Genomic DNA, 26220 nt, shown 5'->3' on the forward strand with positions numbered 1-26220 from the left:
GCAGTAAATCGCGAAGGAATGGACGTTCGGACTTTTTTCAGAAACGGAGATACTTAGTTGTTACGCAACTTTGTTTGTACCTGCGCCGAGGCAGGCGTTAGCTGACCTCCACGTCACTCACCTGGAGGAGATACATGTCCCCTGCTCGCACAGCGCCACGCCGACGCCGGGCGCTCGTCGTCGGCGCCTGCGCGGCCGTGGGCGTGCTGCTCAGCGGCTGCACGGGCGGTGTCTCCGCCCCCTCCGGCTCGAAGAACGAGATCAACTACGCCCTCCCGGCGAACTTCACCCCGAACTGGATCGTGCCGATCGGAACGCCGGGACATCTCAACACCAACAACGCGTCGATATCCCAGGTGCTGTGGGAGCCGCTGATCGCCTACGACGGCTCCACCGGCGAGATCGGCTGGAACAAGGACAACTCGCTGGCGACGGACGCGAGGTTCGCCGCGGACAACAAGAGCGTCACCATCACCCTCGGCGACCGCCACTGGAGCGACGGCGAGCCGATCACCTCCCGGGACGTCGAGTTCTGGTTCAACCTGGTCAGGCAGAACAAGAAGTCGTGGGCCAGCTACAGTCCGGGCAAGGCCCCGGACGTCTGGTCGTCCTTCAGGACCCTCGACGACCGGCACTTCACGCTCGACTTCGACCGCGCCTACAACCGGCAGTGGATGCTCGCCAACGAGCTGAGCATGATCCGTGTGATGCCCCAGCACGCGTGGGACAAGACCAGCGACTCGGGGGACGTCTCCGACCTCGACCGCAGCCCGGCCGGCGCCAGGAAGGTCTGGACGTACCTGATCGACGCCGGCAAGAAGATCTCCCACTACGCGAGCGACCCGCTGTGGAAGACGGTCAGCGGCCCGTACACGCTCAAGTCCTTCTCCACCTCCGGCCGGGTCGAACTCACCGAGAACGAGAAGTACGACGGCGGTGGCGCGGCCCACGTCAGGCAGATCAACCTGCTGTCCTTCACCACGGTGGCCGCCGAGGAGAACGCGCTGCGGGCCGGCACGGTCGACTACGGCTACATCAAGGCCTCCGACCTGGGCATCAAGAAGTCGTTCACCGACCTCGGCTACCACGTCGAGCGGTGGTCCGGCTGGGCCGTCACCTACATGCCGTACAACTTCAACAACCCCGAGATGGGCGCCGTCTTCCGGCAGTCGTACGCACGCCGGGCCATCCAGATGTCCGTCGACCAGAAGACCCTGGCCAAGGTGCTCTACAACGGCACCGCCGTACCCACCTACGGCCCCGTCCCGCAGGGACAGGCGTCCGCCTTCCTCTCGGACGAGCAGAAGGCCGAGCCGTACCCGTTCTCCAACTCCCGGGCGCGCAAGCTGCTGACGGACCACGGCTGGACCCCGAAGGACGGCACCATGGTGTGCGCCTCGCCGGGCGCGGGCGCGGGGCACTGCGGCGAAGGCGTCGAGGAGGGCACCGAGTTCAGGATGCGGGTGCTGTCCCAGTCCGGCTCCACGGAGACGGACAACATGATGAGCGCCCTGCAGTCCTCCTTCGAGGAGACCGGCATCGACTTCGACATCAAGACCGCGCCGGTCAACTCGGTCCTCTCGCAGACCGGGCAGTGCGAGGAGGACGAGCCGGCCTGCACGTGGCAGCTCTCCTTCTTCGGCAGCGCGGGCAGCTGGTACTTCCCCGCCTACCCCAGCGGTGACGCGCTCTTCGCGAGCGGCGGCGGCTCCAACTTCGGCAGCTACTCCAACCCCGAGGTGGACCGGCTGATCGACCGCACCACCACCTCGTCCTCCCCCGACGCCATGCTCGACTACAGCAAGGCCCTCGCCCAGGACCTGCCCGTGATCTGGCTCCCCGAGCCCGACTACCAGGTCTCCGTGATCAGGGACGGACTCGGCGGGTTCGCCCAGGACTCCCTCGCCAACTTCCACCCCGCCATGTGGGCGTGGACCGAGTGAGCCCGCGCACGGCCCCCCTCACCCGCAGCTGCCCCGTCCCCACCCAGTCACCCGGAAACCCATGAGCACATACTCCTTCCTGATCAGGCGTGTCCTGCAGGCGCTGGCGGTGGTCCTCCTCGTGACCGTCGTGGTGTTCTGCCTGCTGCACGCCCTGCCTGGGGGGCCCGCCCGCGGCATCCTCGGCCCCCAGGCCACGGCCTCCCAGATCGCCGCCTTCAACCACGAGCAGGGGCTCGACAAGCCGCTGCCGGTTCAGTACGTGTACTACCTGAACCAGCTGGTCCACGGCGACCTCGGCATGTCCTACACCCTCAACGAGCCCGTCTCCCAGCTGATCACCGAGCGGCTGCCGAAGACGCTGTTGCTGACCGTCCTGTCGGCGGTCGTCGGCCTGCTGGCCGCGGTGCCGCTCGGCGTGTGGCAGGCGGTCCGCCGCAACAAGCCGGTCGACTACGTCATCACCACGCTCAGCTTCGTCGCCTACTCCACCCCCGTGTACTTCCTCGGCCTGATCCTGGTCCTCGTCTTCAGCCAGGTCCTGCCCTGGTTCCCGGCCCAGGCACCGCAGGGCAACAGCGTCGGCGCCGTCCTGTCCCAGCCCCAGGGCCTGGTGCTGCCGGTGGTGGCCGGCGCGGCCACGATGGTCGCCGTCTTCAGCCGCTACATGCGCTCGGCCACGCTGGAGAACCTCACCGAGGACTACGTGCGGACGGCGCGGGCCGGCGGCTCCCGTCCCCGGGCCGTCCTGACGCGGCACGTCTTCCGCAACTCGCTGACCCCCGTGGTGGCCATGCTCGGCTACTACGTGCCGGTCCTCTTCGGCGGCGCGCTGGTGGTGGAGCAGCTCTTCAACTACCCCGGGATGGGCCTGCTGTTCTGGACCGCCGCCCAGTCCTCCGACTATCCCGTGCTGCTGGGATGCGTCCTGGTCATCTCGATCGCCACGGTGACCGGCACCCTGCTGGCCGACATCCTGCAGCGCGTCATCGACCCCCGAGTGAAGGCAGGTCGGTCATGAGCACCCTCACCTCCCCGGACGGGCTCGCCGCGAAGCCCGAGCGCGCCGCCTCCGGCACCCGGCTCGCGGTCCGCCGCTTCCTGCGCAACCGCCTCGCCGTGGTGGGGCTCGGTGTCGTGGTCTTCTTCGTGCTGTTCTGCTTCGTGGGCCCGCTGGTCTACTCCACCGACCAGACCCACACCCTGCTCCAGCAGGTCAACCAGTCGCCCAGCGGCGCCCACTGGCTCGGCACCGACGCGGTCGGCCACGACGAGCTGGGCCGGCTGATGTACGGCGGCAAGGTCTCCCTGATCGTCGGTCTGTCGGCCGGTGTCCTCGCCACGGTCATCGGCACCCTGTGGGGCGCCGCGGCCGGCTACGCGGGCGGCTGGATCGACGCGGTCATGATGCGCGTGGTGGACGCGGGCATCGCCATCCCCGCCCTGTTCATCCTGCTGGTGGTCTCCGCGATCACCACCCCCGACCTGACCGGTCTCGTCGTCATCCTCGGCCTCATCTCCTGGCTGGTGCCCTCCCGGCTGGTGCGGGCGGAGACCCTGACGCTGAAGAACCGGGACTTCGTCCTCACCCTGCGCGCGATCGGCGGCGGTCACACGCGCGCCATCACCCGGCACATCCTGCCGAACTCGGTGTCGACCATCATCGTGGCGGCCACCTTCCAGATCGCCGACGCGATCCTGCTGGTGGCCTACGTCTCCTACCTCGGCCTGGGCGTCCAGCCCCCGTCCACCGACTGGGGCGGCATGCTCTCCACGGGGATGACCGCCGCCTACTCGGGCTACTGGTGGCTGATCGTGCCGCCCGGCCTCGCCATCATCCTGGTGGTGTGGGCGTTCAACGCGATCGGAGACGGACTCCGGGACGCATTCGACGTGAGGGGGCGCGCGTGAGCGCCGTTCGACGACCGGCCGCTGCCGCCGCCGGGGACCACATCCTCGACCTCGACGACCTGGGCGTCGTCTTCACCACGGAGACCGGCCCGGTGCGGGCCGTGCGCGGGGTTTCCCTGCACGTCGCGCCCGGCGAGACGCTCGCCCTGGTCGGCGAGTCGGGCTCGGGCAAGTCCACCGTCGCGCTGGCGGCCATGGGGCTGCTGTCCGGCAACGCCCGGGCCACCGGAAGGGCCGTCGTGGACGGCACCGACATCGTCGGCGCCGACGAGGAGCGGCTGTCCGGGCTGCGCGGATCGACCGTCTCCATGGTCTTCCAGGAACCGGCCACGGCGCTCGACCCGCTCACCCGGGTCGGCAAGCAGATCGCCGAGGTGATCCGCAACCACCGGCGGATGTCCGCGGCGGACGCCGCCGCGCACGCCGTCGAGCTGCTGCGCCGCGTCGGCATCCCCGAGCCCGAGCAGCGGGCCCGCTCCTACCCGTTCCAGCTCTCCGGCGGCCAGCGCCAGCGCGTCGTCATCGCCATGGCCATCGCCAACGAACCGGCGCTGCTGATCGCGGACGAGCCCACCACCGCGCTCGACGTCACCGTGCAGGCCGAGATCCTCGACCTGCTGCGGCGGCTCGCGGCCGAGACCGGCACGGGTGTCCTGCTGGTCACCCACAACATGGGCGTCGTCGCGGACTTCGCCGACCGGGTCGCGGTGATGTACCAGGGCGCCATCGTGGAGACCGGGCCCGTCGAGGACGTACTGCTGCGCCCCTCGCACGACTACACCAAGCGGCTGCTGTCCGCCGTACCGCGGCTGTCCGTCGCCGAGGCCGCCGGGTCCGGCGAGCTGCGGGCGGACGAGCCCGAGGCCGCGCCCGCCGGGGAACCGGCGGTGGAACTGCGGGACGTCTCGGTGGTCTTCGGCCGCGGGAAGCGGGCGGTGCACGCCCTCAAGGGCGTCTCCTTCGCCGTCCACCCCGGGGAGACCCTCGGTCTGGTGGGAGAGTCGGGCTCCGGCAAGTCCACCGCCTCCCGGGTGGCGCTCGGCCTGATCGCCCCCACGACCGGCTCCGTCACCCTGTTCGGGGCCGACCTGGCCCGTACCCGTGCGCGGGCCCGGCGCGCGCTGCGGGCCGGCATCGGCGTCGTCCTCCAGGACCCGGTCGCCTCGCTCGACGCCCGGATGACGGTCGGCGAGTGTGTCGCGGAACCGCTGCGGATCCACCGCGGACGACTGTCCGGCAGGGAGCGGGAGTCCCTGGTCGCCGCCGTCCTCGACCGGGTGCGGCTGCCGCGGGAGGTCGCCCGGCGCACGCCGCGCGAGCTGTCCGGCGGCCAGCGCCAGCGCGTGAGCCTGGCACGCGCCCTGGTCCTCGAACCGCGCCTGCTGGTGGCGGACGAACCCACCAGTGCCCTGGACGTGAGCGTGCAGCAGGCGGTCCTGGAAGTCATCGGGGAGTTGCAGGAGGAGCTGGGCTTCGCCTGCCTCTTCGTCTCCCACGACCTGGCCGTCGTGCAGCAGTTCGCGCGCCGAGTGGTCGTGATGCGGGCGGGGCGGGCCGAGGAGCAGGGGCTCACGTCGGCCACCCTGCTGCACCCGGAGACCGACTACACCCGGCGCCTGCTGGCGGCGGTGCCGGTGCCCGACCCCGTCGTCCAGCGCGGCCGCCGAGCACAGCGACTGGCGACCCTCGCCGCCGGGCGGACGGAGGAGCAGGGATGAGCGGTCCCGACGCCCCGGTCTTCGCAGGGGTGGACATCGGCGGCACCACCACCCAGGTGGTGCTCTGCGACGAGGAACTGAGGGTGCTCGACCGCGCGGACACGGCCACCCCGGCCCGTGCCGGCGGCCGGGCGATGATCGCCGCGACCCTCGACGCGCTCGCCGTCGTACGGGCCCGCACGCCCGGCCGGCTGGCCGCCGTCGGGGTGGGCGCGGCCGGAGTGGTCGACGCCGCCTCCGGCCACGTCCTGGTGGCGAGCGACTCGTTCACCGACTGGGCCGGCTTCCCCGTGACCGCCGCCCTGAGCAGCGCGCTGGGCGTCCCGGCCTTCCTGGACAACGACGTCAACGCGTTCGTGCGCGGCGAGATCGCCCGCGGCGCGGCGGCGGGCGAGGAGGACGTGCTGGGCATGACCCTGGGCACCGGCGTCGGCGGGGCGTTGTGGACGGGGGGAGCACTGCGCACCGGCGCCCACGGCGCGGCCGGCGAGATCGGCCACATTCCCGGCTTCGGCGACCTGCCGTGCACCTGCGGCGGCCGCGGCCACCTGGAGACGCTGGCCTCGGCCCGTTCGCTGCGGGCCCGCTACGGCGAGCGCACCGGGCGGGAGCTGTCCGCCCGCGAGGTGGCGGAGGCGGCCCGGGACGGGGACGCCGACGCGCACGCCGTGTACGCGGCGGCGGGCGCGGGGATCGCTCGCGCGATCGTGATGACCGCCGGCCTCGTCGACATCGGCACGGTCGTGATCGGGGGTGGCGTCAGCGGCGCCTGGGCGCTGCTCGAACCACTGATCCAGGGGCCGCTCGCCGCCGAACCGCCGATCAGCGGCCATCCCGTCAAGCTGCTCCGGGCGGCCCTGGGGAGCGACGCCGTGCCGCTGGGCGCGGCGGCCCGGGCCCACCACGAGCTGACCGCCCGCCGAACCCGGCCCGGGGCGGCGTCCTAGGATGCCTCCGGCTTGTCGTGGCCGTGGCCTTCGTCGTGGTGGTTGGCGGGGGGCGGGCTCTTCGGGTGGGTGCGCAGGCGGGCCGTGACGTCCTCGGGGGGCAGGAAGCGGGACCAGCGCTCGGGGAACTCGGAGGGCATGTCGGGGTCGCCCTCGCCGTTCGCGGCGGTCCGCGCCACGTACTCGGCGACCTGGGCCTGGCGCAGCCGCTCGTTGGCCTCGCGGGCCGCGGCGGTCGCGGCGGCCGGCCACACCCGGTCGATGGCCGCGTTGACCGCGGCCCCGACGAGCACCGCGAACGCGGACACACCGATCCACAGCAGCACGGCGACGGGCGCGGCGAGCGAGCCGTAGATGGTCGGCCCCTCGACGGTGCTGGTGAGGTAGATGCGCAGCAGGAAGCTGCCCAGCACCCACATGGCGAGCGCGACCAGCGCGCCGGGGACGTCCTCGATCCACGGGGAGCGCACGGGCACCGACACGTGGTACAGCGTGGTCAGGAACGCCACCGACAGGATGATCACGACCGGCCAGTACAGCACCTGGACGACCGTCGTCGACCAGGGCACGATCCGCACCACGGCGTCCGGTCCCGCCACCATCAGCGGCAGCGCGATCGACCCGATCAGCAGGGCCACGATGAACAGCAGGAAGGCCATCAGGCGGGTCCTGACGATGCCCCGGACGCCGTCGAGGCCGTACATCACGGTGATGGTGTCGATGAAGACGTTCACCGCGCGGGAGCCCGACCACAGGGCGAACAGGAAGCCGATGGAGATGACGTCGGGCCGGCCGCCCTTCATCACGTCGTCCAGGATCGGCTCGGTGATCTGCTTGACGCCCTTCTCGGAGAGCACCGCGCGGGAGGCGTCCAGGATGTTGTCGCGCAGGCTCTCGGTGGTGTCGGCGCCGATCCAGGAGTCGACGTAGCCGAGCAGTCCGAGCAGGCTCAGCAGCAGGGGCGGCACCGAGAGCAGGGTGAAGAACGCGGCCTCGGCGGCCAGGCCGAGGATGCGGTACTCCATGCACGAGTTGACCGTGTCCTTGAGCAGCAGCCAGGCGGTCCTGCGTTTGGAGACGTTCCGGTACAGAACCCGGGCACGGTGGAGCCGGCCCGAGGGCCGTTCGGGGGAGTCGCTTGCTGGCTGCACGCCCTAAAGGTATCCGGCGCCGGGGGTGCCACTCATCCGCGGACGCCCGCCGCTCCCGTCCCGGCCCGCCGGGCCCCCGCGGCACGGTAGGTTCACGGTCATGGCAGGCAGTACCCACACCGTGACGAATCAGACGCCGCCGCTGACCGGCTACGACGTCTTCACCTCCGACCGGGTCCTGACGGAGGCGGTCGAGCGGCATCTGACGGCGGCGCCGCCCGAGGAGGCGCTCGCCGAGCTGTCGGGGCTCGGCCGGAGCTGCGGGTCCCTCCAGACCCAGGAGTGGGGCGTACAGGCCGACGACCACCCTCCGGTCCTGCGCACCCACGACCGCTACGGCCACCGCGTCGACGAGGTCGACTTCCACCCGGCCTGGCACCGGCTGCTCGGCAAGGGCGTCTCGGCGGGCCTGACCGACGCCTGGTCGCGGCCGGGCGGGCACGTGCGGCGCGCGGCGGCGTTCCTGATGTGGACCCAGGTGGAGGCGGGCAACTGCTGTCCGCTGTCGATGACCCACGCGGCGGTGCCGGCCCTGCGCGCCGACCCGGAGCTGGCCGCCGAGTGGGAGCCCCGGCTGACCTCCCGGGTCTACGACCGGGAGCTGCGGCCGGCCCACCTGAAGGCCGGGGTGCTGTTCGGGATGGGCATGACGGAGAAGCAGGGCGGCAGCGACGTACGGGCGAACACCACGTCGGCGCGGCCGCTGGCCGAGGACGGGGCGTACGAGCTGACCGGGCACAAGTGGTTCTGCTCGGCGCCGATGTCGGACGGCTTCCTGGTGCTGGCGCGGGCCCCCGGGGGGCTGACCTGCTTCCTGGTGCCGCGCGTGCTGACGGACGGCACCCGCAACGTGTTCCTGATCCAGCGGCTGAAGGACAAGCTGGGCAACCGGTCCAACGCCTCGGCCGAGGTCGAGTTCGCCGGGACCTGGGCGCGCCGGGTCGGCGCGGAGGGGCGCGGGGTGGCCACCGTCCTCGGCATGGTGGCGGCGACCCGGCTGGACTGCGTGCTGGGCTCGGCGGGCCTGATGCGGCAGGCGGTGGCACAGGCGGTGCACCACTGCGCGTACCGGGAGGCGTTCGGCGGGAAGCTGGTCGACAAGCCGCTGATGCGCAACGTCCTCGCGGACCTGGCGCTCGAGTCGGAGGCGGCCACGACGCTCGGACTGCGGCTGGCGGCGGCCTGTGACGCGGCGGGCGAGGGCGACGAGCGGGAACGGGCGCTGCTGCGCCTCGCGGTGCCGGCGGCCAAGTACTGGGTGACCAAGCGGTGTGCGCCGGTGGTGGTGGAGGCGGCCGAGTGCCTGGGCGGCAACGGGTACGTCGAGGAGTCCGGGCTGCCCCGGCTGGTGCGCGAGTCGCCGCTGAACTCGATCTGGGAGGGCGCCGGGAACGTGCAGGCGCTGGACGTGCTGCGGGCGCTGGGGCGCGAACCGGCGGCGCTGGACGCGTATCTGACGGAGGTGGGCGCGGCGCGCGGGGCCGATCACCGGCTGGACGCGGCGATCCGGGACCTGCTGACGGACCTGGCCGACCTGGCGGCCGCCGAGGGGCGGGCCCGGCTGCTGGCGGAGCGGCTGGCGCTGGTGCTGCAGGGCGCGCTGCTGGTGCGGTACGCGCCGCCGGAGGTCGCCGACGCGTTCTGCGCCTCGCGGCTGGGCGGCGACGGGGGCGCGGCCTTCGGCACGCTGCCGCCGACGCTGGATCTGGCGGCGGTGGTGGAGCGGGCGCGGCCCGTGGTCTGATTCCGGCCGCGTGGCGCGGGGGTGGTGCTGCGCCGACACGGCACCACCCCCGCCACACGGACCCGTTCAGGCCGCGTACGCCGCTCGGGACGGCGTGGTTCAAGTTTGGACACCCGCGAGGCCGTCCACCAGGGTTGCAGGGGGTTGCAACTTGCGGTCGGCTGTGCGCGGACTGTGCCCGCCGGGCGTGGGCAACCGGTCACTATGAGACGAATATCCGCCTTCCGGAAGGACGAGGTCCCGTGGCGCTCTCGCCCATGGACGTGACGCAGTTCGCCGCCGCCGACACGGCGCGTGCGGCCCGGGTGCTCAGTGAGGTCCGTTCCGCGAGACTCTCCGGCGGGCGGGCCCCGGTGGCGCCGCGGCCGGTGATCGAGCAGTCCTGGGACCGGATGCTGCGCAGCGGCGTCGACCCGGAGCACGACTTCCGCTCCGGGCTGCTGGCCCCGGAGGAGATCCGCCGGCGGCGCGAGGCCTCCGAGCTGCGGCATGTGCTGCCGGTGCTGCGGGAGGCGTTGCTGTCGGTCGCGGACGTGGCCCACCACATCATGGTGATCGCGGACGAGGACGGCCGGGTGCTGTGGCGGGAGGGCAGCGCGCGGGTGCTGCGCCGGGCCGACGGGCTCGGCTTCGAACTCGGGGCGGACTGGCGGGAGGAGGTGGTCGGCACCAACGGCGTGGGGACACCGGCGGTCACCCGGCGGCCCGTACAGGTCTTCGCCTCCGAGCACTTCGTGCGGTCCCAGGCGACCTGGACCTGTGCCGGGGCGCCGATCACCGACCCGCGCAGCGGGCGGCTGCTCGGTGTGGTCGACGTGAGCGGGCCGCTGGAGACGATGCACCCGGCGACGCTGGCGTGGGTGGACTCGGTGGCCAAGCTGGCCGAGGCCCGGCTGCGGGAGCTGCACACGCGGTCGCTGGAGCGGTTGCGGGCGGTGGCGGCGCCGGTGCTGGCCCGGCTCGGCGGGCGGGCGCTGGTGGCGGACCGGGACGGCTGGACGGCGGCGGTGACGGGGATGCCGTACGTGGAGCGGGTGGTGCTGCCCAAGTCGCCGGAGGCGGGGGCGCGGTGGCTGCCGGCGTTGGGGGCGTGCACGGTGGAGCCGCTGGCCGAGGGCTGGCTGGTGCGGGCCGCGGCCGGGCCGGTGCCGCAGGGCGCCACCCGGATCGTGCTGGACCTCGGGCAGCCGCGCCGCTGGTCGGTCCGGGTGCTGGGCGGCGCGGAGGACTGGGCGCGGGAACTGAGTCCGCGGCACGCGGAGTTGCTGTACCTGCTGGCGGTGCACCGGGGTGGCCGCAGCGCCGCAGCGCTGGCCGAGGACATGTTCGGCGACCGGGCCCGCACGGTGACGGTACGGGCCGAGATGTCGCGGGTGCGGAGGTATCTCGGGGCCTACCTGGAACACCGGCCGTATCGTTTCTGCGAGGACGCGGAGATCGAACTCCTCCTCCCGGCCGACCCCCGCGACCTCCTCCCCCACTCCACGGCACCGACGGTGGTGGAGGGCCGGACGTCGATGGGGGTGCCGTGACGGCGGGCGGGGCGACGACCGGCGGCCACGACGGCCGGCGGGGACGGGCCCGCGACGGCGGGCGGAGGCGGACGGCGAGTCCCGCCGAGTGCGGTGGTCGAGGGGCTGGTGGGGCCGGACCTCCGGGCCGCCGCTTCCCTCGCCGTCGACTCCACGGCCGTCTTGAATCCGCCGCGGGGCGGGGACGCGCCCGGCCCGGATGGCCGTAAAGGCGGGTTGTTTTCGCATATTTGCATCGTCTGCGTCCGCCGGGGGGTCCGGCTGTCGTAGCATCCTTGGTGGACCGCCCCATCCGCTCCTCGGTCAACGCGACCACCGTCGAGCGCAGTTGGGCCGGGGTCCGTGGAGGTTCTATGAAGCAGCGCGGCAGACACCGCCGGCGCAGACGGGGCAGGGCGCTGCGCGCGGCCCTGACCGGTGCGGCCCTCGCGCTGACCGGTGCCGCCACACTGATCAGCGCCTCGCAGGCCACGGTCGCCGACGACCCCGGCGCCCTCAAGCCCCTCACCTCCGCCGCCGAGACCGACGCGCTGCGCCTGACCGAGCACCGGGTGCCGACGGCCTGGCTCGACCGGCTCTCCGCCGCGATGGGCGACCCGGTGGGCGTCGACACCGTCCTCGAATCCGCCGACCACACCCTGCGCGGCACCGCCGACTGCACGGCCGGGGAGCGCGAGGCTCTGCCGGTCTCCCCCGCCGCCACCCGCGCCTACTGCTGGGACGAGGCCGACACCGACGGCTGGCGCCCCGGCGCGGTCACCACCTCCGGGGACGCCGACGAGGACGGCCGCTGGGGCACCCACCGCGTGATCCTCTCCGCCTGGTCCCGCGACGACGGCACCCCCCAGGGCGGCCTCGCCCGGGTCTCCTTCGTCGACGCCGACGACCCCGGCCGGCTCGCCTACACCTCGGCGCTGCTCGCCGTCCCGGTCGACGGCGGCCACGACTACCGCGGGCTCGCCTCCCCCGTCACCGGCATGGTCTGGTACCAGGACAAGCTGCTGGTCACCACCGCCGCCGGGGACCGCGACGCGCTGTACGTGTACGACGTGGAGCGGGTCCAGCGCGCCACCACCGCGGCGGACGCCGTGGGACGGGTGCCCGGCGGATGGGCGGCGGGCGGCCACCGGTACGTGCTGCCCGCCATCGCCTCGTACCGGCTCCCCGACACCGGCACCGCGGCCCGCCCCGGCGCGATCTCCCTGGACCGCGGCACGGCCCCCGACAGCCTGGTGGCCACCGAGCACGTGGACGCGGACGGCGACCGGCCCACCCGGCTGTGGCGCTACGCGCTGCGCACGGCCACGGACCCCGACCGCACCGGGCTGCCCGTCACCGACTCCTCAGGCCAGGTGAACGCGGTCGAGGCGTACAGGACCGGGGCCGCCGAGGTCGGGGGCGTGCTGTCGCACCGGCCGCCCGGCGCGAGCCGCACCGAGTGGTACCTGGGGCGCGCGGCCGGCGGACAGGACGGACGCGGGACCCTGTGGCGCCAGGACACCGAGGGCGCCCGGGCCGCCGAGTGCGGGGCGGACCGGTCGCAGCAGTGCTGGAGCGGCCGGGCGGGTTCGATGTCGTACTGGGCGCGGACCGGCGAGGTCTGGTCCCAGTCGGGCCGCATGCTGTTCGCGCTGCCGCTGGCGTCGATCGAGGACGCGCTCGGCTGACCGCCCCGGCCGGCCCGCACGGGCGGGGATCGACAGATCCGCGGAGCGGATGATTCCCTGACCGGCATGACCAACATCGCCGTGACCACGTGGTCCCTGGAGCAGACGGCGCCCACCGATCTGCTGCCGGCCGCCGCGCCGGAGGGGGACGTCCGGATCGTCCGCGCCGAGGTGCCCTCCCCCGAGTTCAGCCGCTTCCTGTACGCCTCGGTCGGCGGCGACATCCGCTGGACGGACCGGCTCGGCTGGAGCCACGCGCGGTGGCGGGAGCACCTGGAGCGGCCGGGCGTGGAGACCTGGGTCGCCCACGACCGCGGTACGCCCGCCGGGTACGTGGAGCTGACGCCAGGCGACGACGGGGTCGTGGAGATCGAGTACTTCGGCCTGATCCCGGCCTTCCGCGGCCGGCGCATCGGCGGCCACCTCCTCTCGTACGGCACCGCCCGTGCCTGGGACCTGGCGGAGCGCTGGCCGGGGCTGGCCACCACCAAGCGGGTGTGGCTGCACACGTGCAGCAAGGACGGCGAGTTCGCCATGGACAACTACCAGCGTCGCGGCTTCCGTCTCTTCGACACCAAGGTGGAGGAGGAGGCGGACGTGGCCACTCCGGGGCCGTGGCCGGGGGCTTTCCCCGCCTGACCTGTGCCGACACGTCTGTTTTCGGCCGACTGACCGGCCGGGTCACCGCCCGTGTGACCAAGGACACCCTTGTCTCGCCGTACGAGACAAGGGTGTCCACATTTTGGATTAAGCTGGACCAGTCACAGATCGCCGTGCCACGCTTCCGTCATGCCTGGAACTGGAATTGCCTTGGTGAGTCGGCGGCACGTCGACCTCGGCCGCATGTCCAGCGCCATCTGTCCGGGCCGCTGAGAGCACCCTCCAGCACCTCCGGATTCCCCGCGTTCCCCCTCGCTCCCGCGCAATGACGCGCACGCGTGTCTCACGTATGCCCTACGTAGGCCATGCGCCATGCGCGCAGGTCAGAGCCGCTTTCCGCCTGCTTAAAAGGACGTGTGTCAACCATGGCCGCCACCCCGCCGAAGCCCGCTGCCGCGACCCCGCGCCGCAAGGTGAGCCGTCACCGCGGCGAGGGCCAGTGGGCGGCCGGGCACTTCACCCCGCTCAACGGCAACGAGCAGACCAAGAAGGACGACGACGGTCTCAACGTTCGGACACGTATTGAGACGATCTACTCCAAGCGCGGCTTCGACTCGATCGACCCCGGTGACCTGCGCGGCCGTATGCGCTGGTGGGGGCTGTACACCCAGCGTCGCCAGGGCATCGACGGCGGCAAGACGGCGATCCTGGAGCCGGAGGAGCTGGACGACCGCTACTTCATGCTCCGCGTCCGCATCGACGGCGGCGCGCTGACCACCGCCCAACTGCGCGTCGTCGGTGAGATCTCGCAGGAGTTCGCGCGCGGTACGGCCGACATCACCGACCGGCAGAACGTCCAGTACCACTGGATCCGCATCGAGGACGTGCCGGAGATCTGGAACCGCCTGGAGGCCGTCGGCCTGTCCACGGTGACCGCCTGCGGCGACACGCCCCGCGTGATGATCGGCTCCCCGGTGGCGGGCATCGCCGAGGACGAGATCATCGACGGCACGCCGGCGCTGGAGGAGATGAAGCGCCGGGTCCTGAACAACCCGGCGTACTCGAACCTCCCCCGCAAGTTCAAGACCGCGATCTCCGGGTCGCCGGTCCTCGACGTGGTGCACGAGATCAACGACGTGGCCTTCGTCGGCGTCGAGCACCCCGAGCACGGACCGGGCTTCGACCTGTGGGTCGGCGGCGGCCTGTCGACCAACCCCAAGCTGGGCGTACGGCTGAACGCCTGGGTGCCGATCGACGACGTGCCCGACGTCTACGAGGGCGTCATCTCCATCTTCCGCGACTACGGCTACCGGCGGCTGCGCAACCGCGCCCGCCTGAAGTTCCTGGTCGCCGACTGGGGCGCGGAGAAGTTCCGCCAGGTCCTCGAGGACGAGTACCTGAAGCGGAAGCTGACCGACGGCCCGGCGCCCGCCGAGCCCACCAGCCGCTGGCGCGACCACATCGGCGTGCACCGGCAGAAGGACGGCCGCTACTACGTCGGCTTCGCCCCGCGCGTCGGCCGCGTCGACGGCACGATCCTGACCAAGGTCGCCGACCTGGCCGAGGCGCACGGCTCGGGCCGGGTGCGCACCACGGTCGAGCAGAAGATGATCGTCCTCGACGTCGAGGAGGCGCAGGTCGACTCGCTGGTCGAGTCCCTGGAGGCGCTGGACCTCACCGCCAGGCCCTCCACCTTCCGGCGGGGCACCATGGCCTGCACCGGCATCGAGTTCTGCAAGCTCGCCATCGTCGAGACCAAGGCGCGCGGCGCCTCGCTCATCGACGAGCTGGAGCGCCGTCTCCCGGACTTCGACGAGCCCCTCACCATCAACCTCAACGGCTGCCCGAACGCCTGCGCCCGCATCCAGACCGCGGACATCGGTCTCAAGGGCCAGCTCATGCTCGACGAGCACGGCGAGCAGGTCGAGGGCTACCAGGTGCACCTGGGCGGCGCCCTCGGCCTGGAGGCCGGCTTCGGGCGCAAGGTGCGCGGCCTGAAGGTCACCGCCCAGGAGCTGCCGGACTACGTGGAGCGCGTCCTCAAGCGCTTCCAGGCCGAGCGCGAGGACGGCGAGCGCTTCGCCGCCTGGGCGGCCCGGGCCTCCGAGGAGGCCCTGTCGTGAGCGAGCGCGCCGCGCCCTTCTACTGCCCCTACTGCGGCGACGAGGACCTGCGTCCGGGTGAGCAGGGCCACGGCGCCTGGGAATGCGGGGCGTGCAACCGCGCATTCCAGTTGAAGTTCCTCGGGCTGCTCGCCCGGGGTCTTCAGCCCAACTCCACGGGAGGGGAAGCGATATGACGGCGGTTCAGGAAGAACGTACGACCGAGGAACTCAAGGCGCTCGCCGAGCGGGCGGGCCGTGAACTGGAGGACGCCACCGCGCTGGAGATCCTCCAGTGGGCGGCCGAGACCTTCGGTGGCCGGTTCTGCGTGACCTCCTCCATGGAGGACGCGGTCGTCGCCCACCTCGCCTCCCGCGCCCTGCCCGGCGTGGACGTGGTGTTCCTCGACACCGGCTACCACTTCCCGGAGACCATCGGCACCCGCGACGCGGTCGAGGCCGTGATGGACGTGAACGTCATCACGCTCACCCCGCGCCAGACCGTCGCCGAGCAGGACGCCGAGTACGGACCGCGGCTGCACGACCGCGATCCCGACCTGTGCTGCGCGCTGCGCAAGGTGAAGCCGCTGGAGGAGGGCCTCAAGGGCTACCAGGCCTGGGCGACCGGGCTGCGCCGCGACGAGTCGGAGACCCGGGCGAACACACCGGTCGTCGGCTGGGACGAGAAGCGGGGCAAGGTGAAGATCTCGCCCATCGCCAAGTGGTCACAGGAAGACGTGCAAACGTACGTCACCGAGCACGGCGTCCTCACCAACCCGCTGCTGACGGACGGCTATGCCTCCGTGGGCTGCGCGCCCTGCACCCGTCGTGTGCTGGAGGGCGAGGACGCCCGCGCCGGACGCTGGGCGGGCCGCTCCAAGACCGAGTGCGGACTGCACGGCTGACATGACGACCACCACCGGACCGACGACGACCGGACCATCTACATCCAGGGAGAACCACGTGACGACCGGAGCCACCGTCTGGCTCACGGGGCTGCCCAGCGCCGGCAAGACCACCATCGCCCGCGCGCTGGCCGACCGCCTGCGTGAGGAGGGCCGGCGCGTCGAGCTGCTCGACGGCGACGAGATCCGCGAGTTCCTCTCGGCGGGCCTCGGCTTCGACCGGGCGGACCGGCACACCAACGTGCAGCGCATCGGCTTCGTCGCCGAACTGCTCGCCCGCAACGGCGTCACGGCGCTGGTCCCGGTGATCGCGCCGTACGCGGACAGCCGGGACGCGGTGCGCGAGCGTCACGAGGCGAACGGCACGGCGTACGTCGAGGTGCACGTGGCCACGCCCGTCGAGGTGTGCTCGGTGCGCGACGTGAAGGGCCTGTACGCCAAGCAGGCCGCGGGTGAGCTGACGGGGCTCACCGGGGTGGACGACCCGTACGAGGAGCCCGTCAAGCCCGACCTGCGCATCGAGTCGCAGGACCAGACCGTTCAGGAGTCCGCCGCGGCGGTCCACGCCCTGCTCACCGAAAGGGGACTGGCATGACGACGTCCGTGACGTCCGCGGCCGCGGTGGAGGAGGGTGCGGGCAGCCCGTACGCCCTCTCCCACCTGGACGCCCTCGAGTCCGAGGCGGTGCACATCTTCCGCGAGGTGGCGGGCGAGTTCGAGCGGCCGGTGATCCTCTTCTCCGGCGGCAAGGACTCGATCCTGATGCTGCACCTGGCGCTGAAGGCGTTCGCCCCGGCGGCGGTGCCGTTCTCCCTGCTGCACGTGGACACCGGGCACAACTTCCCCGAGGTCCTGGAGTACCGCGACCGCACGGTCGCCGAGCACGGGCTGCGCCTGCACGTGGCCTCCGTGCAGGACTACATCGACCGGGGCGTGCTCAAGGAGCGCCCGGACGGCACCCGCAACCCGCTGCAGACGCTGCCGCTGACCGAGAAGATCCAGGCGGAGAAGTTCGACGCCGTCTTCGGCGGCGGGCGCCGGGACGAGGAGAAGGCCCGCGCCAAGGAGCGGGTGTTCTCGCTGCGCGACGAGTTCTCCCAGTGGGACCCGCGCCGCCAGCGCCCCGAGCTGTGGAACCTGTACAACGGCCGGCACGCCCCCGGCGAGCACGTCCGCGTCTTCCCGCTGTCCAACTGGACCGAGCTGGACGTGTGGCAGTACATCGCCCGCGAGGACATCGAGCTGCCGGCCATCTACTACGCCCACGAGCGCGAGGTCTTCGGCCGCGGCGGCATGTGGCTGACCGCGGGCGAGTGGGGCGGCCCGAAGGACGGCGAGACGGTCGAGAAGCGCAAGGTCCGCTACCGCACCGTCGGCGACATGTCCTGCACCGGAGCCGTCGACTCGGACGCCGACAGCATCGAGAAGGTGATCGCCGAGATCGCCGTCTCCCGCCTCACCGAGCGCGGCGCGACGCGTGCCGACGACAAGATGTCCGAGGCCGCGATGGAAGACCGCAAGCGCGAGGGGTACTTCTAACCATGACCAGCACCACCGAACCCATCGAGCCCGCCCAGCCGGCCGAGTCCGCCGAGGCGCTGGCGGTCTGGCAGCTGTCGGAGACCACCCTGCTGCGGTTCGCCACCGCCGGCTCGGTCGACGACGGCAAGTCCACGCTGGTCGGCCGGCTCCTGCACGACTCCAAGTCGGTCCTCACCGACCAGCTGGAGGCCGTCGAGCGCGCCTCCGCGAGCCGCGGCCAGGACGCCCCGGACCTCGCGCTGCTCACCGACGGCCTCAGGGCCGAGCGCGAGCAGGGCATCACCATCGACGTGGCCTACCGCTACTTCGCCACCCCGCGCCGCCGGTTCATCCTGGCCGACACCCCCGGGCACGTGCAGTACACGCGGAACATGGTCACCGGCGCCTCCACGGCCGAGCTGACGGTGATCCTCGTCGACGCCCGCAACGGCGTCGTCGAGCAGACCCGCCGGCACGCCGCTATCGCCGCCCTGCTGCGCGTCCCGCACGTCGTCCTCGCCGTCAACAAGATGGACCTGGTCGACTACCGGGAGTCCGTGTTCGCGAAGATCGCCGAGGAGTTCACGGCGTACGCCACCGAGCTGGGCGTCCCGGAGGTCACCGCGATCCCCATCTCGGCCCTGGCGGGCGACAACGTGGTGGAGGCCTCCGCGGTCATGGACTGGTACGGCGGCCCGACGGTGCTGGAGCACCTGGAGACCGTGCCGGTCAGCCACGACCTGGCGCACTGCCACGCCCGGCTGCCCGTGCAGTACGTGATCCGGCCGCGGACCGCCGAGCATCCCGACTACCGCGGCTACGCGGGCCAGATCGCCGCCGGGACCTTCCGCGTCGGCGACGAGGTCACCGTGCTGCCCTCCGGCCGCACCTCGAAGGTGTCCGGCATCGATCTGCTCGGCGAGCCGGTCGAGGCCGCCTGGACGCCCCAGTCGGTGACGCTGCTGCTCGAGGACGACATCGACGTCTCCCGCGGCGACCTGATCGTGCCCCGCGAGGACGCCCCGGCCACCAGCCAGGACGTCGAGGCCACCGTCTGCCACGTCGCCGACGCCCCGCTCACCGTGGGCCACCGGGTGCTGCTCAAGCACGGCACCCGCACGGTCAAGGCGATCGTCAAGGACATTCCGGCCCGGCTCACCCTGGACGACCTGTCCCTGCACCCGCACCCCGGGCAGCTCGTCGCCAACGACATCGGGCGCGTGAAGATCCGCACCGCCGAGCCGCTGCCCGCCGACTCGTACGCCGACTCGCGGCGCACCGGCTCGTTCATCCTGATCGACCCCAGCGACGGCACCACGCTCACGGCCGGCATGGCCGGTGAGTCCTTCGCCGCGCCGGAGCCCGTCAAGGACCCGGCCGACGACGACGGGTGGGACTTCTGACCATGGGTTCCCCCGACTTCTACTCCACGTTCGCCAAGGAGGGCGGCCGCGTCGGCAGCGGCACCCTCGGCAGCGGGCAGGGCGGGGTCGCGCGATGTGCGCGGTGACGTACGCGCACCGCTCGCGCGCCTTCACCCCCCACAGCCGAAGACCTGCCGACCTCCCGGCCACGACCTGAGAAATCGGACCAACCGACAGGCGTGAGAGCCGGGCCAACGAGAGGAACACCTCCCGTGCCTGCCACCACCGCCCTGCGCCGCACCCTGGCGGTCATAGCCGCCCTTCCCCTGCTCACCCTGGCCGCCTGCGGGTACGGCTCCGAGGCGAAGGACGACGACACCGCGAAGGTGGCCGACGGCGCCGAGAAGATCGACGGTCTCGACTCCGTCCGGATCGGGTACTTCGGCAACATCACGCACGCCACGCCGCTGGTCGCCAACCAGAAGGGCTTCTTCCAGAAGGCGCTGGGCGGCACCGAGGCCAAGTACGCGGTCTTCAACGCCGGGCCGTCCGAGATCGAGGCGCTGAACTCCGGCTCCGTCGACATCGGCTGGATCGGCCCGTCCCCGGCGGTCAACGGCTACGCCAAGTCCGACGGCAAGAACCTGCGCATCATCGGCGGTTCGGCCTCGGGCGGCGTGAAGCTCGTGGTGAACCCGGGCAAGATCAAGTCCCTGAAGGACGTCAAGGGCAAGCGCATCGCCACTCCGCAGCTGGGCAACACGCAGGACGTGGCGTTCCTCAACTGGATCGCCGAGCAGGGCTGGAAGGTCGACGCCCAGAGCGGCAAGGGCGACGTGACGGTCGTCCGCAGCGACAACAAGGTCACCCCGGACGCCTACAAGTCCGGTTCCCTGGACGGCGCCTGGGTGCCCGAGCCCACCGCCTCCAAGCTGGTCGCCGAGGGCGGCAAGGTGCTTCTGGACGAGTCGACGCTGTGGCCCGGCAAGAAGTTCGTGATCACGAACATCATCGTGTCGCAGAAGTTCCTCAAGGAGCACCCGAAGGCCGTGGAGGCGGTGCTCAAGGCGTCGGTCGACACCAACGAGTGGATCACCGCCCACCCGGACGAGGCGAAGACCGCGGCGAACGCCCAGTTGAAGAAGGACTCCGGCAAGGCGCTGCCCGCCGACGTGCTGGACCCGGCCTGGGAGTCGATCAAGCTCACCGACGACCCGCTGGCCTCCACCCTCGACGCCCAGGCGGAGCACGCCGTCAAGGCCGGTCTGCTGGACGAGCCCGACCTGACCGGCATCTACGACCTCACACTGCTCAACAAGGTCCTCAAGGCCAAGGGCAGGCCCGCGGTCGACGACGCCGGTCTCGGCGTCGAGTAAAGCCCGGATCCGACCACCCAGGAGGTGACGACCATGGCCACGACCACGACCCTCGCCAAGGCCGCCGACGGCACCGAGCCGGCCGCGTACGCCGCCCGGATCGAGCACGTCTCGAAGTCCTTCGCGGGCCCCGCCGGGCAGCAGCTCGTCCTGGACGACATCACCCTCGATGTCGCGCCCGGTGAGTTCGTCACCCTCCTGGGCGCCTCCGGCTGCGGCAAGTCCACGCTGCTGAACCTGGTGGCGGGCCTGGACAAGCCCAGCGCGGGCGGCATCAGCACGGACGGACGGCCGGCCCTGATGTTCCAGGAGCACGCCCTGTTCCCGTGGCTGACCGCGGGCAAGAACATCGAACTCGCCCTCAGGCTGCGGGGCGTGCCCAAGACCGAGCGCCGCGACAAGGCGGAGGAACTGCTCGAACTCGTCCGTCTGAAGGGCGCGTACGGCAAGCGGGTGCACGAGCTGTCGGGCGGTATGCGCCAGCGGGTCGCGATGGCCCGGGCGCTCGCCCAGGAGAGCAAGCTGCTGCTGATGGACGAGCCGTTCGCGGCGCTGGACGCCATCACGCGGGACGTGCTGCACGACGAGCTGACCCGCATCTGGCGCGAGACGAAGCTGTCCGTCCTGTTCGTGACGCACAACGTCCGCGAGGCCGTACGGCTGGCCGAGCGCGTGGTGCTGCTGTCCTCCCGCCCCGGGCGCGTGGCGCGCGAGTGGACGGTCGGCATCCCGCAGCCGCGCCGTATCGAGGACACCGCCGTGGCGGAGCTGTCCGTCGAGATCACCGAAGAACTGCGTGGGGAGATCCGCCGACATGGCCAGCACTGACACGACGCGTCCCGCCGGGGACCGAGGCGCGCGGGACGGCGGCGATCTCGCCGGTCTGGAGGCGGGCCTGGACGCACTGGAGTCGGTGCAGCAGGGCCGTACACCGCTGCGGCAGACGTTCGTCGAGAAGATCCTGCCGCCCACCGTCGCGGTCCTGCTGGTCCTCGCGGTGTGGCAGGCACTGGTCTCCTTCGAGATCGTCGACGACCCGACCAAGCTGCCCGCCCCGTCCGACGTGTGGGACGTGGTCCACCAGGCCTGGCTCCAGGGCGAACTGCTCGGCTACATCTGGACCAGCGTCTCGCGCGGCCTGCTCGGCTTCTGCTTCGCGCTGATCATCGGCACCCCGCTGGGGCTGCTGGTGGCACGGGTGAAGTTCGTGCGCGCGGCGATCGGCCCGATCCTGTCCGGCCTCCAGTCGCTGCCGTCGGTGGCCTGGGTGCCGCCGGCCGTGATCTGGCTGGGCCTGAACAACTCGATGATGTACGCCGTCATCCTGCTGGGCGCGGTGCCCTCCATCGCCAACGGCCTGGTGTCCGGCGTCGACCAGGTCTCCCCGATCTTCCTGCGCGCGGGCCGCACGCTGGGCGCGACGGGGCTGAAGGGCACCTGGCACATCGTGCTGCCGGCCGCGCTGCCCGGTTACGTCGCGGGGCTCAAGCAGGGCTGGGCGTTCTCCTGGCGCTCACTGATGGCCGCCGAGATCATCGCCTCCTTCCCCGACCTCGGGGTGGGCCTCGGGCAGTTGCTGGAGAACGGCCGCAACGCCAGCGACATGGCGATGGTCTTCGAGGCCATCCTGCTCATCCTGATCGTCGGCATCGCCATCGACCTGCTGATCTTCAGCCCGCTGGAGCGCTGGGTGCTGCGCAGCCGCGGTCTGCTGGTGAAGGGCTGAGGTACGCCATGTCCGCGCCGGTGCGCCCCGTACTCCTGGTCGTCGCCCACGGCAGCCGCGACCCGCGGCACGCCGCGACCGTGCACGCCCTGGTCCGCCGGGTCAGGGCGGTGCGCCCGGACGTGCGGGTGGAGACCGGCTTCCTGGACTTCAACGTCCCCTCGGTGCAGGGGGTCCTGGAGTCCCTGGAGACGGAGGGCGTGCGGGACGTGGTGGTCCTCCCGCTGCTGCTGACCCGCGCCTTCCACGCCAAGGCGGACATCCCGGCGGTCCTGGCGGCGGCGCCGCCGCGGCTGAGGATCCGGCAGGCCGAGGTGCTCGGCCCCTCGCCGCTGCTGCTGTCGGCGCTGGAGCGGCGCCTGTACGAGGCGGGTCTGACGCCCGCCGACAAGTCCTCGACCGGGGTCGTGCTGGCCTCGGCGGGGTCCTCCGACCCGGAGGCGATCGCAGTGATCGCTGAAATCGCGCGGGAGTGGCGGCACACCGGTTGGTGCGCCGTGCGGCCTGCGTTCGCCTCCGCATCCCTTCCGCGCACCGAGGACGCGGTACGGCAGCTGCGCGAGCTGGGCTGTGCGCGGGTCGCCGTCGCCCCGTACGTCCTGGCGCCCGGGTTCCTGCCGGACCGTATCGCGCGGGGCGCGGCCGGGGCGGACGTACTGGCGGACGTGCTGGGCCCCGCGCCGGAGGTGGCGCGGGTCCTGCTGGAGCGGTACGACGCGGCGCGGGTGCCGGTGGCGCTGGCGGTCGGGGCCTGAGGGGGCCCGCGGGGTCCGGGTCTGAGGGATCTGAGGGCGGGGCCCGTCAGGAACCCGTCAGCTCCACGAGCTTGGTGACCGTGTTCCAGTTGCGACTGGTGGCGATCACACCCTTGTTGACCCGGGGCTTGGCGAGGGCCTCGGCGAGCTTGGAGCGGCCCAGGCCGTCCGGTGCGTAGAGGTACAGGGCGCGGTCGCCGAGGCGGAACTCCTCGGGGCGGAAGGCCGGTGCGTCGATCGCCGCGAAACGGTCCTCGTGGACCGGCGCGGAGAAGTAGGTGACGTGCAACTGCCTGCCCTCCAGCTCGGCGGCCGGGAAGGGGCACGCCTCGACGATCCCCCTGAGGTAGGCGTGGTCGCGCACGATCACGTCCACCGGGAAGCCGAACCGCTTCCCGATCGCCTCCGTCAACTCCGCGGCCAGGGAGTCCTCGTCGCCGTGGGCGGAGGCGAAGACGGCCTGCCCGCTCTGCAGATGGGTGCGTACGGCGTCGTGGCCGAGGGAGGTCAGCAGCGCGCGCAGGTCGGCCATCGGGACCTTCCGGCTGCCGCCCACGTTGATCCCGCGCAGCAGCGCCGCGTACATCGTCGTCATCGGCACACCATAGAACGGCCGTCGCGCCCCGTGGGGGTGGGCACGACGGCCGGGTCCGCTCCGGGGGCGGACGTGCGCGCCACTCTCGCCGATGCGGTGCGCGGGGTTCAACCGCTACACGCACCTGTGACTCAATCAACAACTTTTCAGTAGGGCCCCGCCGCCCGGTGTCCCCGGTAGATGTAAGGGACCGGTGTCCTCCTCAGCGGTGAGTGCGGCGATACGGAGGGATGAGGGCGGGGCCGCCGCACGTCACCGGGGAGTACGACGCGACGGCCTTACGCGGGCCATACCTTCGAAACGCAAGGTGGCGGCAGGGGGCCGGCACCGCTCACGAGGGGGCAGGCCGGTCATGCGGAACCGAGAGACACGGGTGCGGGGCATAGCCGCCCGGGCGGGCGGCTGGAGTGCCCGGCACCGTTGGGCCGCCGTCGGGATCTGGGTGCTGTTCGTCGTCCTGGCGATGGGGCTAGGTTCGGCGGCCGGCCGGGTCGACGTCAAGGACAGCGACCAGATGGGCGGCGAGACGCACACCGCCGCCAGGATCGTCGAGGACGCGGGGATCGACGAGCCGGCCGGTGAGACGGTCCTGATCCAGGCGAAGTCCGGCGGTCTGAAGGCCACGGACGCCGAGTTCCGGGACGCGGTCGGCGCGGTCGTCACGGCGGTGGAGGGAACCGGGAAGGTCACGGGCGTCACCTCGCCGTACGACGCGAAGACGATCTCGAAGGACGGCCGCAGCGCGCTGGTGCAGTTCGACATGCGCGGCGACGCGGACACCGCGGGCGAGCGGGTCGAGCCGGTGCTGGAGGCGGTCGAGGGCGTCCAGAAGGAGCACGAGTCGCTGCGGATCGAGGAGATCGGCGGCGCCAGCATGATGAAGACGTTCGACGACGCGTTCGGCGACGACTTCCAGAAGGCCGAGTACTCGGCGGTGCCGGTGGCCCTCGGCATCCTGCTGGTCGCGTTCGGCGCGCTGGTGGCGGCGCTGGTCCCGGTGGCCCTGGCGATCACCGCGATCATCGCGACGATGGGTCTGATGAGCCTGGTCAGCCACTTCCAGCCGATGAGCGAGACCGCGAACTCCGTGATGCTGCTGGTCGGTCTGGCCGTCGGCGTCGACTACTGCCTGTTCTACCTGCGCCGGGAGCGTGAGGAGCGCGCCGCCGGCCGGGACGCGCAGACGGCGCTCAGGATCGCCGCCGCCACCAGTGGCCGGGCGATCGTGGTCTCCGGTGTCACGGTGTGCGTGGCGATGGCGGGCATGCTGTTCACCGGCATCGCCGAGTTCGAGGCGATGGGGCTGGCCTCGCTGATGGTGGTCGCGGTCGCCATGGTCGGCTCGGTGACGGTGCTGCCGGCGCTGCTGTCCCTGCTGGGCGAGCGGGTGGAGAAGGGCCGCCTCCCGTTCCTGCGCCGGCGCCGGCCGGGCGGTGGCACGGGTGAGGGCAGCCGGTTCTGGACGGCCGTGCTGAAGCGCGTCCTGGCCAAGCCGCTGCTGGCCGCCGGGGTCGCCGTCGGCGCGCTGCTGGCCGTGGCCGCGCCCGCCCTCGGTATGAAGACGCAGAACCTCACGCTGGACCAGGAGTTCGGCGACTCGCTGCCCATCGTGCAGACCTACAACCGGGTCAACGAGGCCTTCCCCGGCGGTTCCGACCCGGCCGAGGTGGTCGTGAAGGCCGACGACATCAACGCGCCCGAGGTGCGCGCCGCGCTCGCCGACTTCCGGGAGCGGGCGATCAGTTCGGGTGCCTCGCGCGGGCCGGTGGACATCACCGTGCACGACGGGCAGAACGTCGCGCTGGTGTACGTCCCGCTGGTCGGCGGCTCCGACCAGGACAAGGCGGGCGAGAGCCTGGACAGGCTGCGGGACGACGTGCGGCCCGCGACGCTGGGCAAGGTCGACGGAGTGGAGGCCCCGATCACCGGGCAGGTGGCCGGCAGCAAGGACTTCAACGACCAGCTCGTCGGATCGGTCCTGCCGGTCTTCGCCTTCGTCGTGGTCTTCGCCTTCCTGCTGATGCTGCTGTCCTTCCGCTCGCTGACCGTCGCCGTCACCTCGATCGTGCTCAACCTGCTGTCGGTGGGGGCGGCGTACGGCATCCTGGTCGCCGTCTTCCAGCACGGCTGGGGCGCCTCGCTGGTCGGCGCCGAGGGCGTGGGCGCCATCATCACGTGGCTGCCGCTGTTCCTCTTCGTGATCCTGTTCGGCCTGTCGATGGACTACCACGTGTTCGTCGTCTCCCGGATCCGCGAGGCGCGGCTGCGCGGTCGCTCCACCCGGGACGCGATCCAGCACGGCGTGGTCACCACGGCGGGGGTCGTCACCAGCGCCGCCGTCATCATGGTCGCGGTGTTCGCCATCTTCGGCACGCTGTCCATGCAGTCGATGAAGCAGATGGGCGTGGGCCTGGCGGCGGCGGTGCTGATCGACGCGACGATCATCCGGGGCGTGCTGCTGCCGGCCGTGATGTCCCTGCTCGGGGAGCGCAACTGGTACCTGCCGAAGTGGCTGCACCGGCTGCCGGACCTGACCCACGACGAGTCGCCCGAGGCGATCGCGGCGCCGGTGCGGGACGGCGAGGGCGAGCGCGGGGAGCGGGGTGAGCCGGTCGGGGTCTGACCGGCGCGCCACCACGGCCGCAGGGCCTGCCGGTTCCGGGG

Annotated in this window: 23 protein-coding genes; 21 read left to right on the forward strand and 2 right to left on the reverse strand. The window is 72.1% G+C overall.

The genetic code is table 11. The features are described from left to right. Positions 1-134 precede the first annotated feature (134 nt). From ACZ56V_RS21720 to ACZ56V_RS21740, 5 genes are all read left to right on the forward strand, one after another. Complete coding sequence (locus tag ACZ56V_RS21720; protein ID WP_398913553.1) at positions 135-1943, forward strand: peptide ABC transporter substrate-binding protein; 1809 nt, start codon at positions 135-137, stop codon at positions 1941-1943. Positions 1944-2004: 61 nt separating this feature from the next. Next, positions 2005-2964 carry an ABC transporter permease gene (locus ACZ56V_RS21725; RefSeq protein ID WP_398913555.1) on the forward strand — a complete coding sequence of 320 codons (960 nt, stop codon included), beginning with the start codon at positions 2005-2007 and terminating at the stop codon, positions 2962-2964. Continuing rightward, positions 2961-3854 carry an ABC transporter permease gene (locus ACZ56V_RS21730; protein ID WP_468944423.1) on the forward strand — a complete coding sequence of 298 codons (894 nt, stop codon included), beginning with the start codon at positions 2961-2963 and terminating at the stop codon, positions 3852-3854. The genes ACZ56V_RS21725 and ACZ56V_RS21730 overlap by 4 nt, the downstream gene beginning before the upstream one ends. Continuing rightward, positions 3851-5572 carry a dipeptide ABC transporter ATP-binding protein gene (locus tag ACZ56V_RS21735; protein ID WP_467380880.1) on the forward strand — a complete coding sequence of 574 codons (1722 nt, stop codon included), beginning with the start codon at positions 3851-3853 and terminating at the stop codon, positions 5570-5572. The genes ACZ56V_RS21730 and ACZ56V_RS21735 overlap by 4 nt, the downstream gene beginning before the upstream one ends. Then, positions 5569-6519: an ROK family protein gene (locus ACZ56V_RS21740; RefSeq protein WP_467380878.1), complete on the forward strand. Its 951-nt coding sequence runs from the start codon at positions 5569-5571 to the stop codon at positions 6517-6519. The genes ACZ56V_RS21735 and ACZ56V_RS21740 overlap by 4 nt, the downstream gene beginning before the upstream one ends. Here ACZ56V_RS21740 and ACZ56V_RS21745 read toward each other — a convergent pair. After that, entirely contained in the window at positions 6516-7670 is a 1155-nt protein-coding gene (locus ACZ56V_RS21745) for a YihY/virulence factor BrkB family protein (RefSeq protein ID WP_198601668.1), read from the reverse strand. The two genes, ACZ56V_RS21740 and ACZ56V_RS21745, sit on opposite strands and share 4 nt — an antisense overlap. Before the next feature lie 100 nt (positions 7671-7770). On the opposite strand from ACZ56V_RS21745, the gene ACZ56V_RS21750 reads away from it, so the two are divergent. From ACZ56V_RS21750 to ACZ56V_RS21820, 15 genes are all read left to right on the forward strand, one after another. Continuing rightward, a complete protein-coding gene (locus tag ACZ56V_RS21750) occupies positions 7771-9414 on the forward strand; it encodes an acyl-CoA dehydrogenase family protein (RefSeq protein WP_468944428.1) in 1644 nt (547 codons plus the stop codon). A 242-nt stretch (positions 9415-9656) separates the two neighbouring features. Beyond that, positions 9657-10946, forward strand: coding sequence for a helix-turn-helix domain-containing protein (locus ACZ56V_RS21755; RefSeq protein ID WP_468944430.1), 1290 nt, complete (start codon positions 9657-9659; stop codon positions 10944-10946). Positions 10947-11299: 353 nt separating this feature from the next. Then, positions 11300-12613, forward strand: a complete 1314-nt coding sequence (locus ACZ56V_RS21760) for a hypothetical protein (RefSeq protein ID WP_467380873.1) — start codon at positions 11300-11302, stop codon at positions 12611-12613. 66 nt (positions 12614-12679) lie between these two features. Further along, complete coding sequence (locus ACZ56V_RS21765; RefSeq protein ID WP_398913570.1) at positions 12680-13252, forward strand: GNAT family N-acetyltransferase; 573 nt, start codon at positions 12680-12682, stop codon at positions 13250-13252. Between the two features lie 150 nt (positions 13253-13402). Further along, positions 13403-13486, forward strand: a complete 84-nt coding sequence (locus ACZ56V_RS21770) for a putative leader peptide (protein WP_309475039.1) — start codon at positions 13403-13405, stop codon at positions 13484-13486. Between the two features lie 152 nt (positions 13487-13638). Further along, a complete protein-coding gene (sirA, locus tag ACZ56V_RS21775) occupies positions 13639-15336 on the forward strand; it encodes a sulfite reductase SirA (RefSeq protein WP_398913572.1) in 1698 nt (565 codons plus the stop codon). After that, positions 15333-15512, forward strand: a complete 180-nt coding sequence (locus tag ACZ56V_RS21780) for a hypothetical protein (protein ID WP_358743725.1) — start codon at positions 15333-15335, stop codon at positions 15510-15512. Before sirA ends, ACZ56V_RS21780 begins: the two co-directional genes overlap by 4 nt. Next, entirely contained in the window at positions 15509-16219 is a 711-nt protein-coding gene (locus ACZ56V_RS21785) for a phosphoadenylyl-sulfate reductase (protein ID WP_398913574.1), read from the forward strand. The genes ACZ56V_RS21780 and ACZ56V_RS21785 overlap by 4 nt, the downstream gene beginning before the upstream one ends. A 1-nt stretch (position 16220) precedes the next feature. After that, the gene (gene cysC, locus ACZ56V_RS21790; protein WP_398913576.1) at positions 16221-16814 is read left to right on the forward strand and encodes an adenylyl-sulfate kinase; all 594 of its coding nucleotides are present in this window, start codon (positions 16221-16223) and stop codon (positions 16812-16814) included. Then, positions 16811-17758, forward strand: coding sequence for a sulfate adenylyltransferase subunit CysD (gene cysD, locus ACZ56V_RS21795; RefSeq protein WP_467380870.1), 948 nt, complete (start codon positions 16811-16813; stop codon positions 17756-17758). Before cysC ends, cysD begins: the two co-directional genes overlap by 4 nt. Before the next feature lie 2 nt (positions 17759-17760). Further along, a complete protein-coding gene (locus tag ACZ56V_RS21800; protein WP_398913580.1) occupies positions 17761-19143 on the forward strand; it encodes a sulfate adenylyltransferase subunit 1 in 1383 nt (460 codons plus the stop codon). Positions 19144-19376: 233 nt separating this feature from the next. Beyond that, complete coding sequence (locus ACZ56V_RS21805; RefSeq protein ID WP_468944438.1) at positions 19377-20480, forward strand: aliphatic sulfonate ABC transporter substrate-binding protein; 1104 nt, start codon at positions 19377-19379, stop codon at positions 20478-20480. A gap of 33 nt (positions 20481-20513) precedes the next feature. After that, positions 20514-21308 (forward strand): ABC transporter ATP-binding protein, encoded by a 795-nt coding sequence (locus tag ACZ56V_RS21810; protein ID WP_398913584.1) that lies wholly within the window; start codon positions 20514-20516, stop codon positions 21306-21308. Then, positions 21295-22206, forward strand: coding sequence for an ABC transporter permease (locus tag ACZ56V_RS21815; RefSeq protein ID WP_398913587.1), 912 nt, complete (start codon positions 21295-21297; stop codon positions 22204-22206). Before ACZ56V_RS21810 ends, ACZ56V_RS21815 begins: the two co-directional genes overlap by 14 nt. Before the next feature lie 8 nt (positions 22207-22214). After that, entirely contained in the window at positions 22215-22961 is a 747-nt protein-coding gene (locus ACZ56V_RS21820; RefSeq protein WP_398913589.1) for a sirohydrochlorin chelatase, read from the forward strand. A gap of 46 nt (positions 22962-23007) precedes the next feature. Here the strand turns inward: ACZ56V_RS21820 and ACZ56V_RS21825 are convergent, their stop codons facing one another. Then, the gene (locus ACZ56V_RS21825; protein ID WP_467380864.1) at positions 23008-23556 is read right to left on the reverse strand and encodes a DUF1697 domain-containing protein; all 549 of its coding nucleotides are present in this window, start codon (positions 23554-23556) and stop codon (positions 23008-23010) included. A 352-nt stretch (positions 23557-23908) separates the two neighbouring features. Between ACZ56V_RS21825 and ACZ56V_RS21830 the strand changes: the two genes are divergently transcribed. Continuing rightward, on the forward strand, positions 23909-26179 hold the full coding sequence (locus ACZ56V_RS21830; RefSeq protein ID WP_468944442.1) for an MMPL family transporter: 2271 nt from the start codon (positions 23909-23911) through the stop codon (positions 26177-26179). Positions 26180-26220 lie beyond the last annotated feature (41 nt).

The sequence above is a fragment of the Streptomyces sp. NPDC034099 genome, assembly GCF_055575415.1.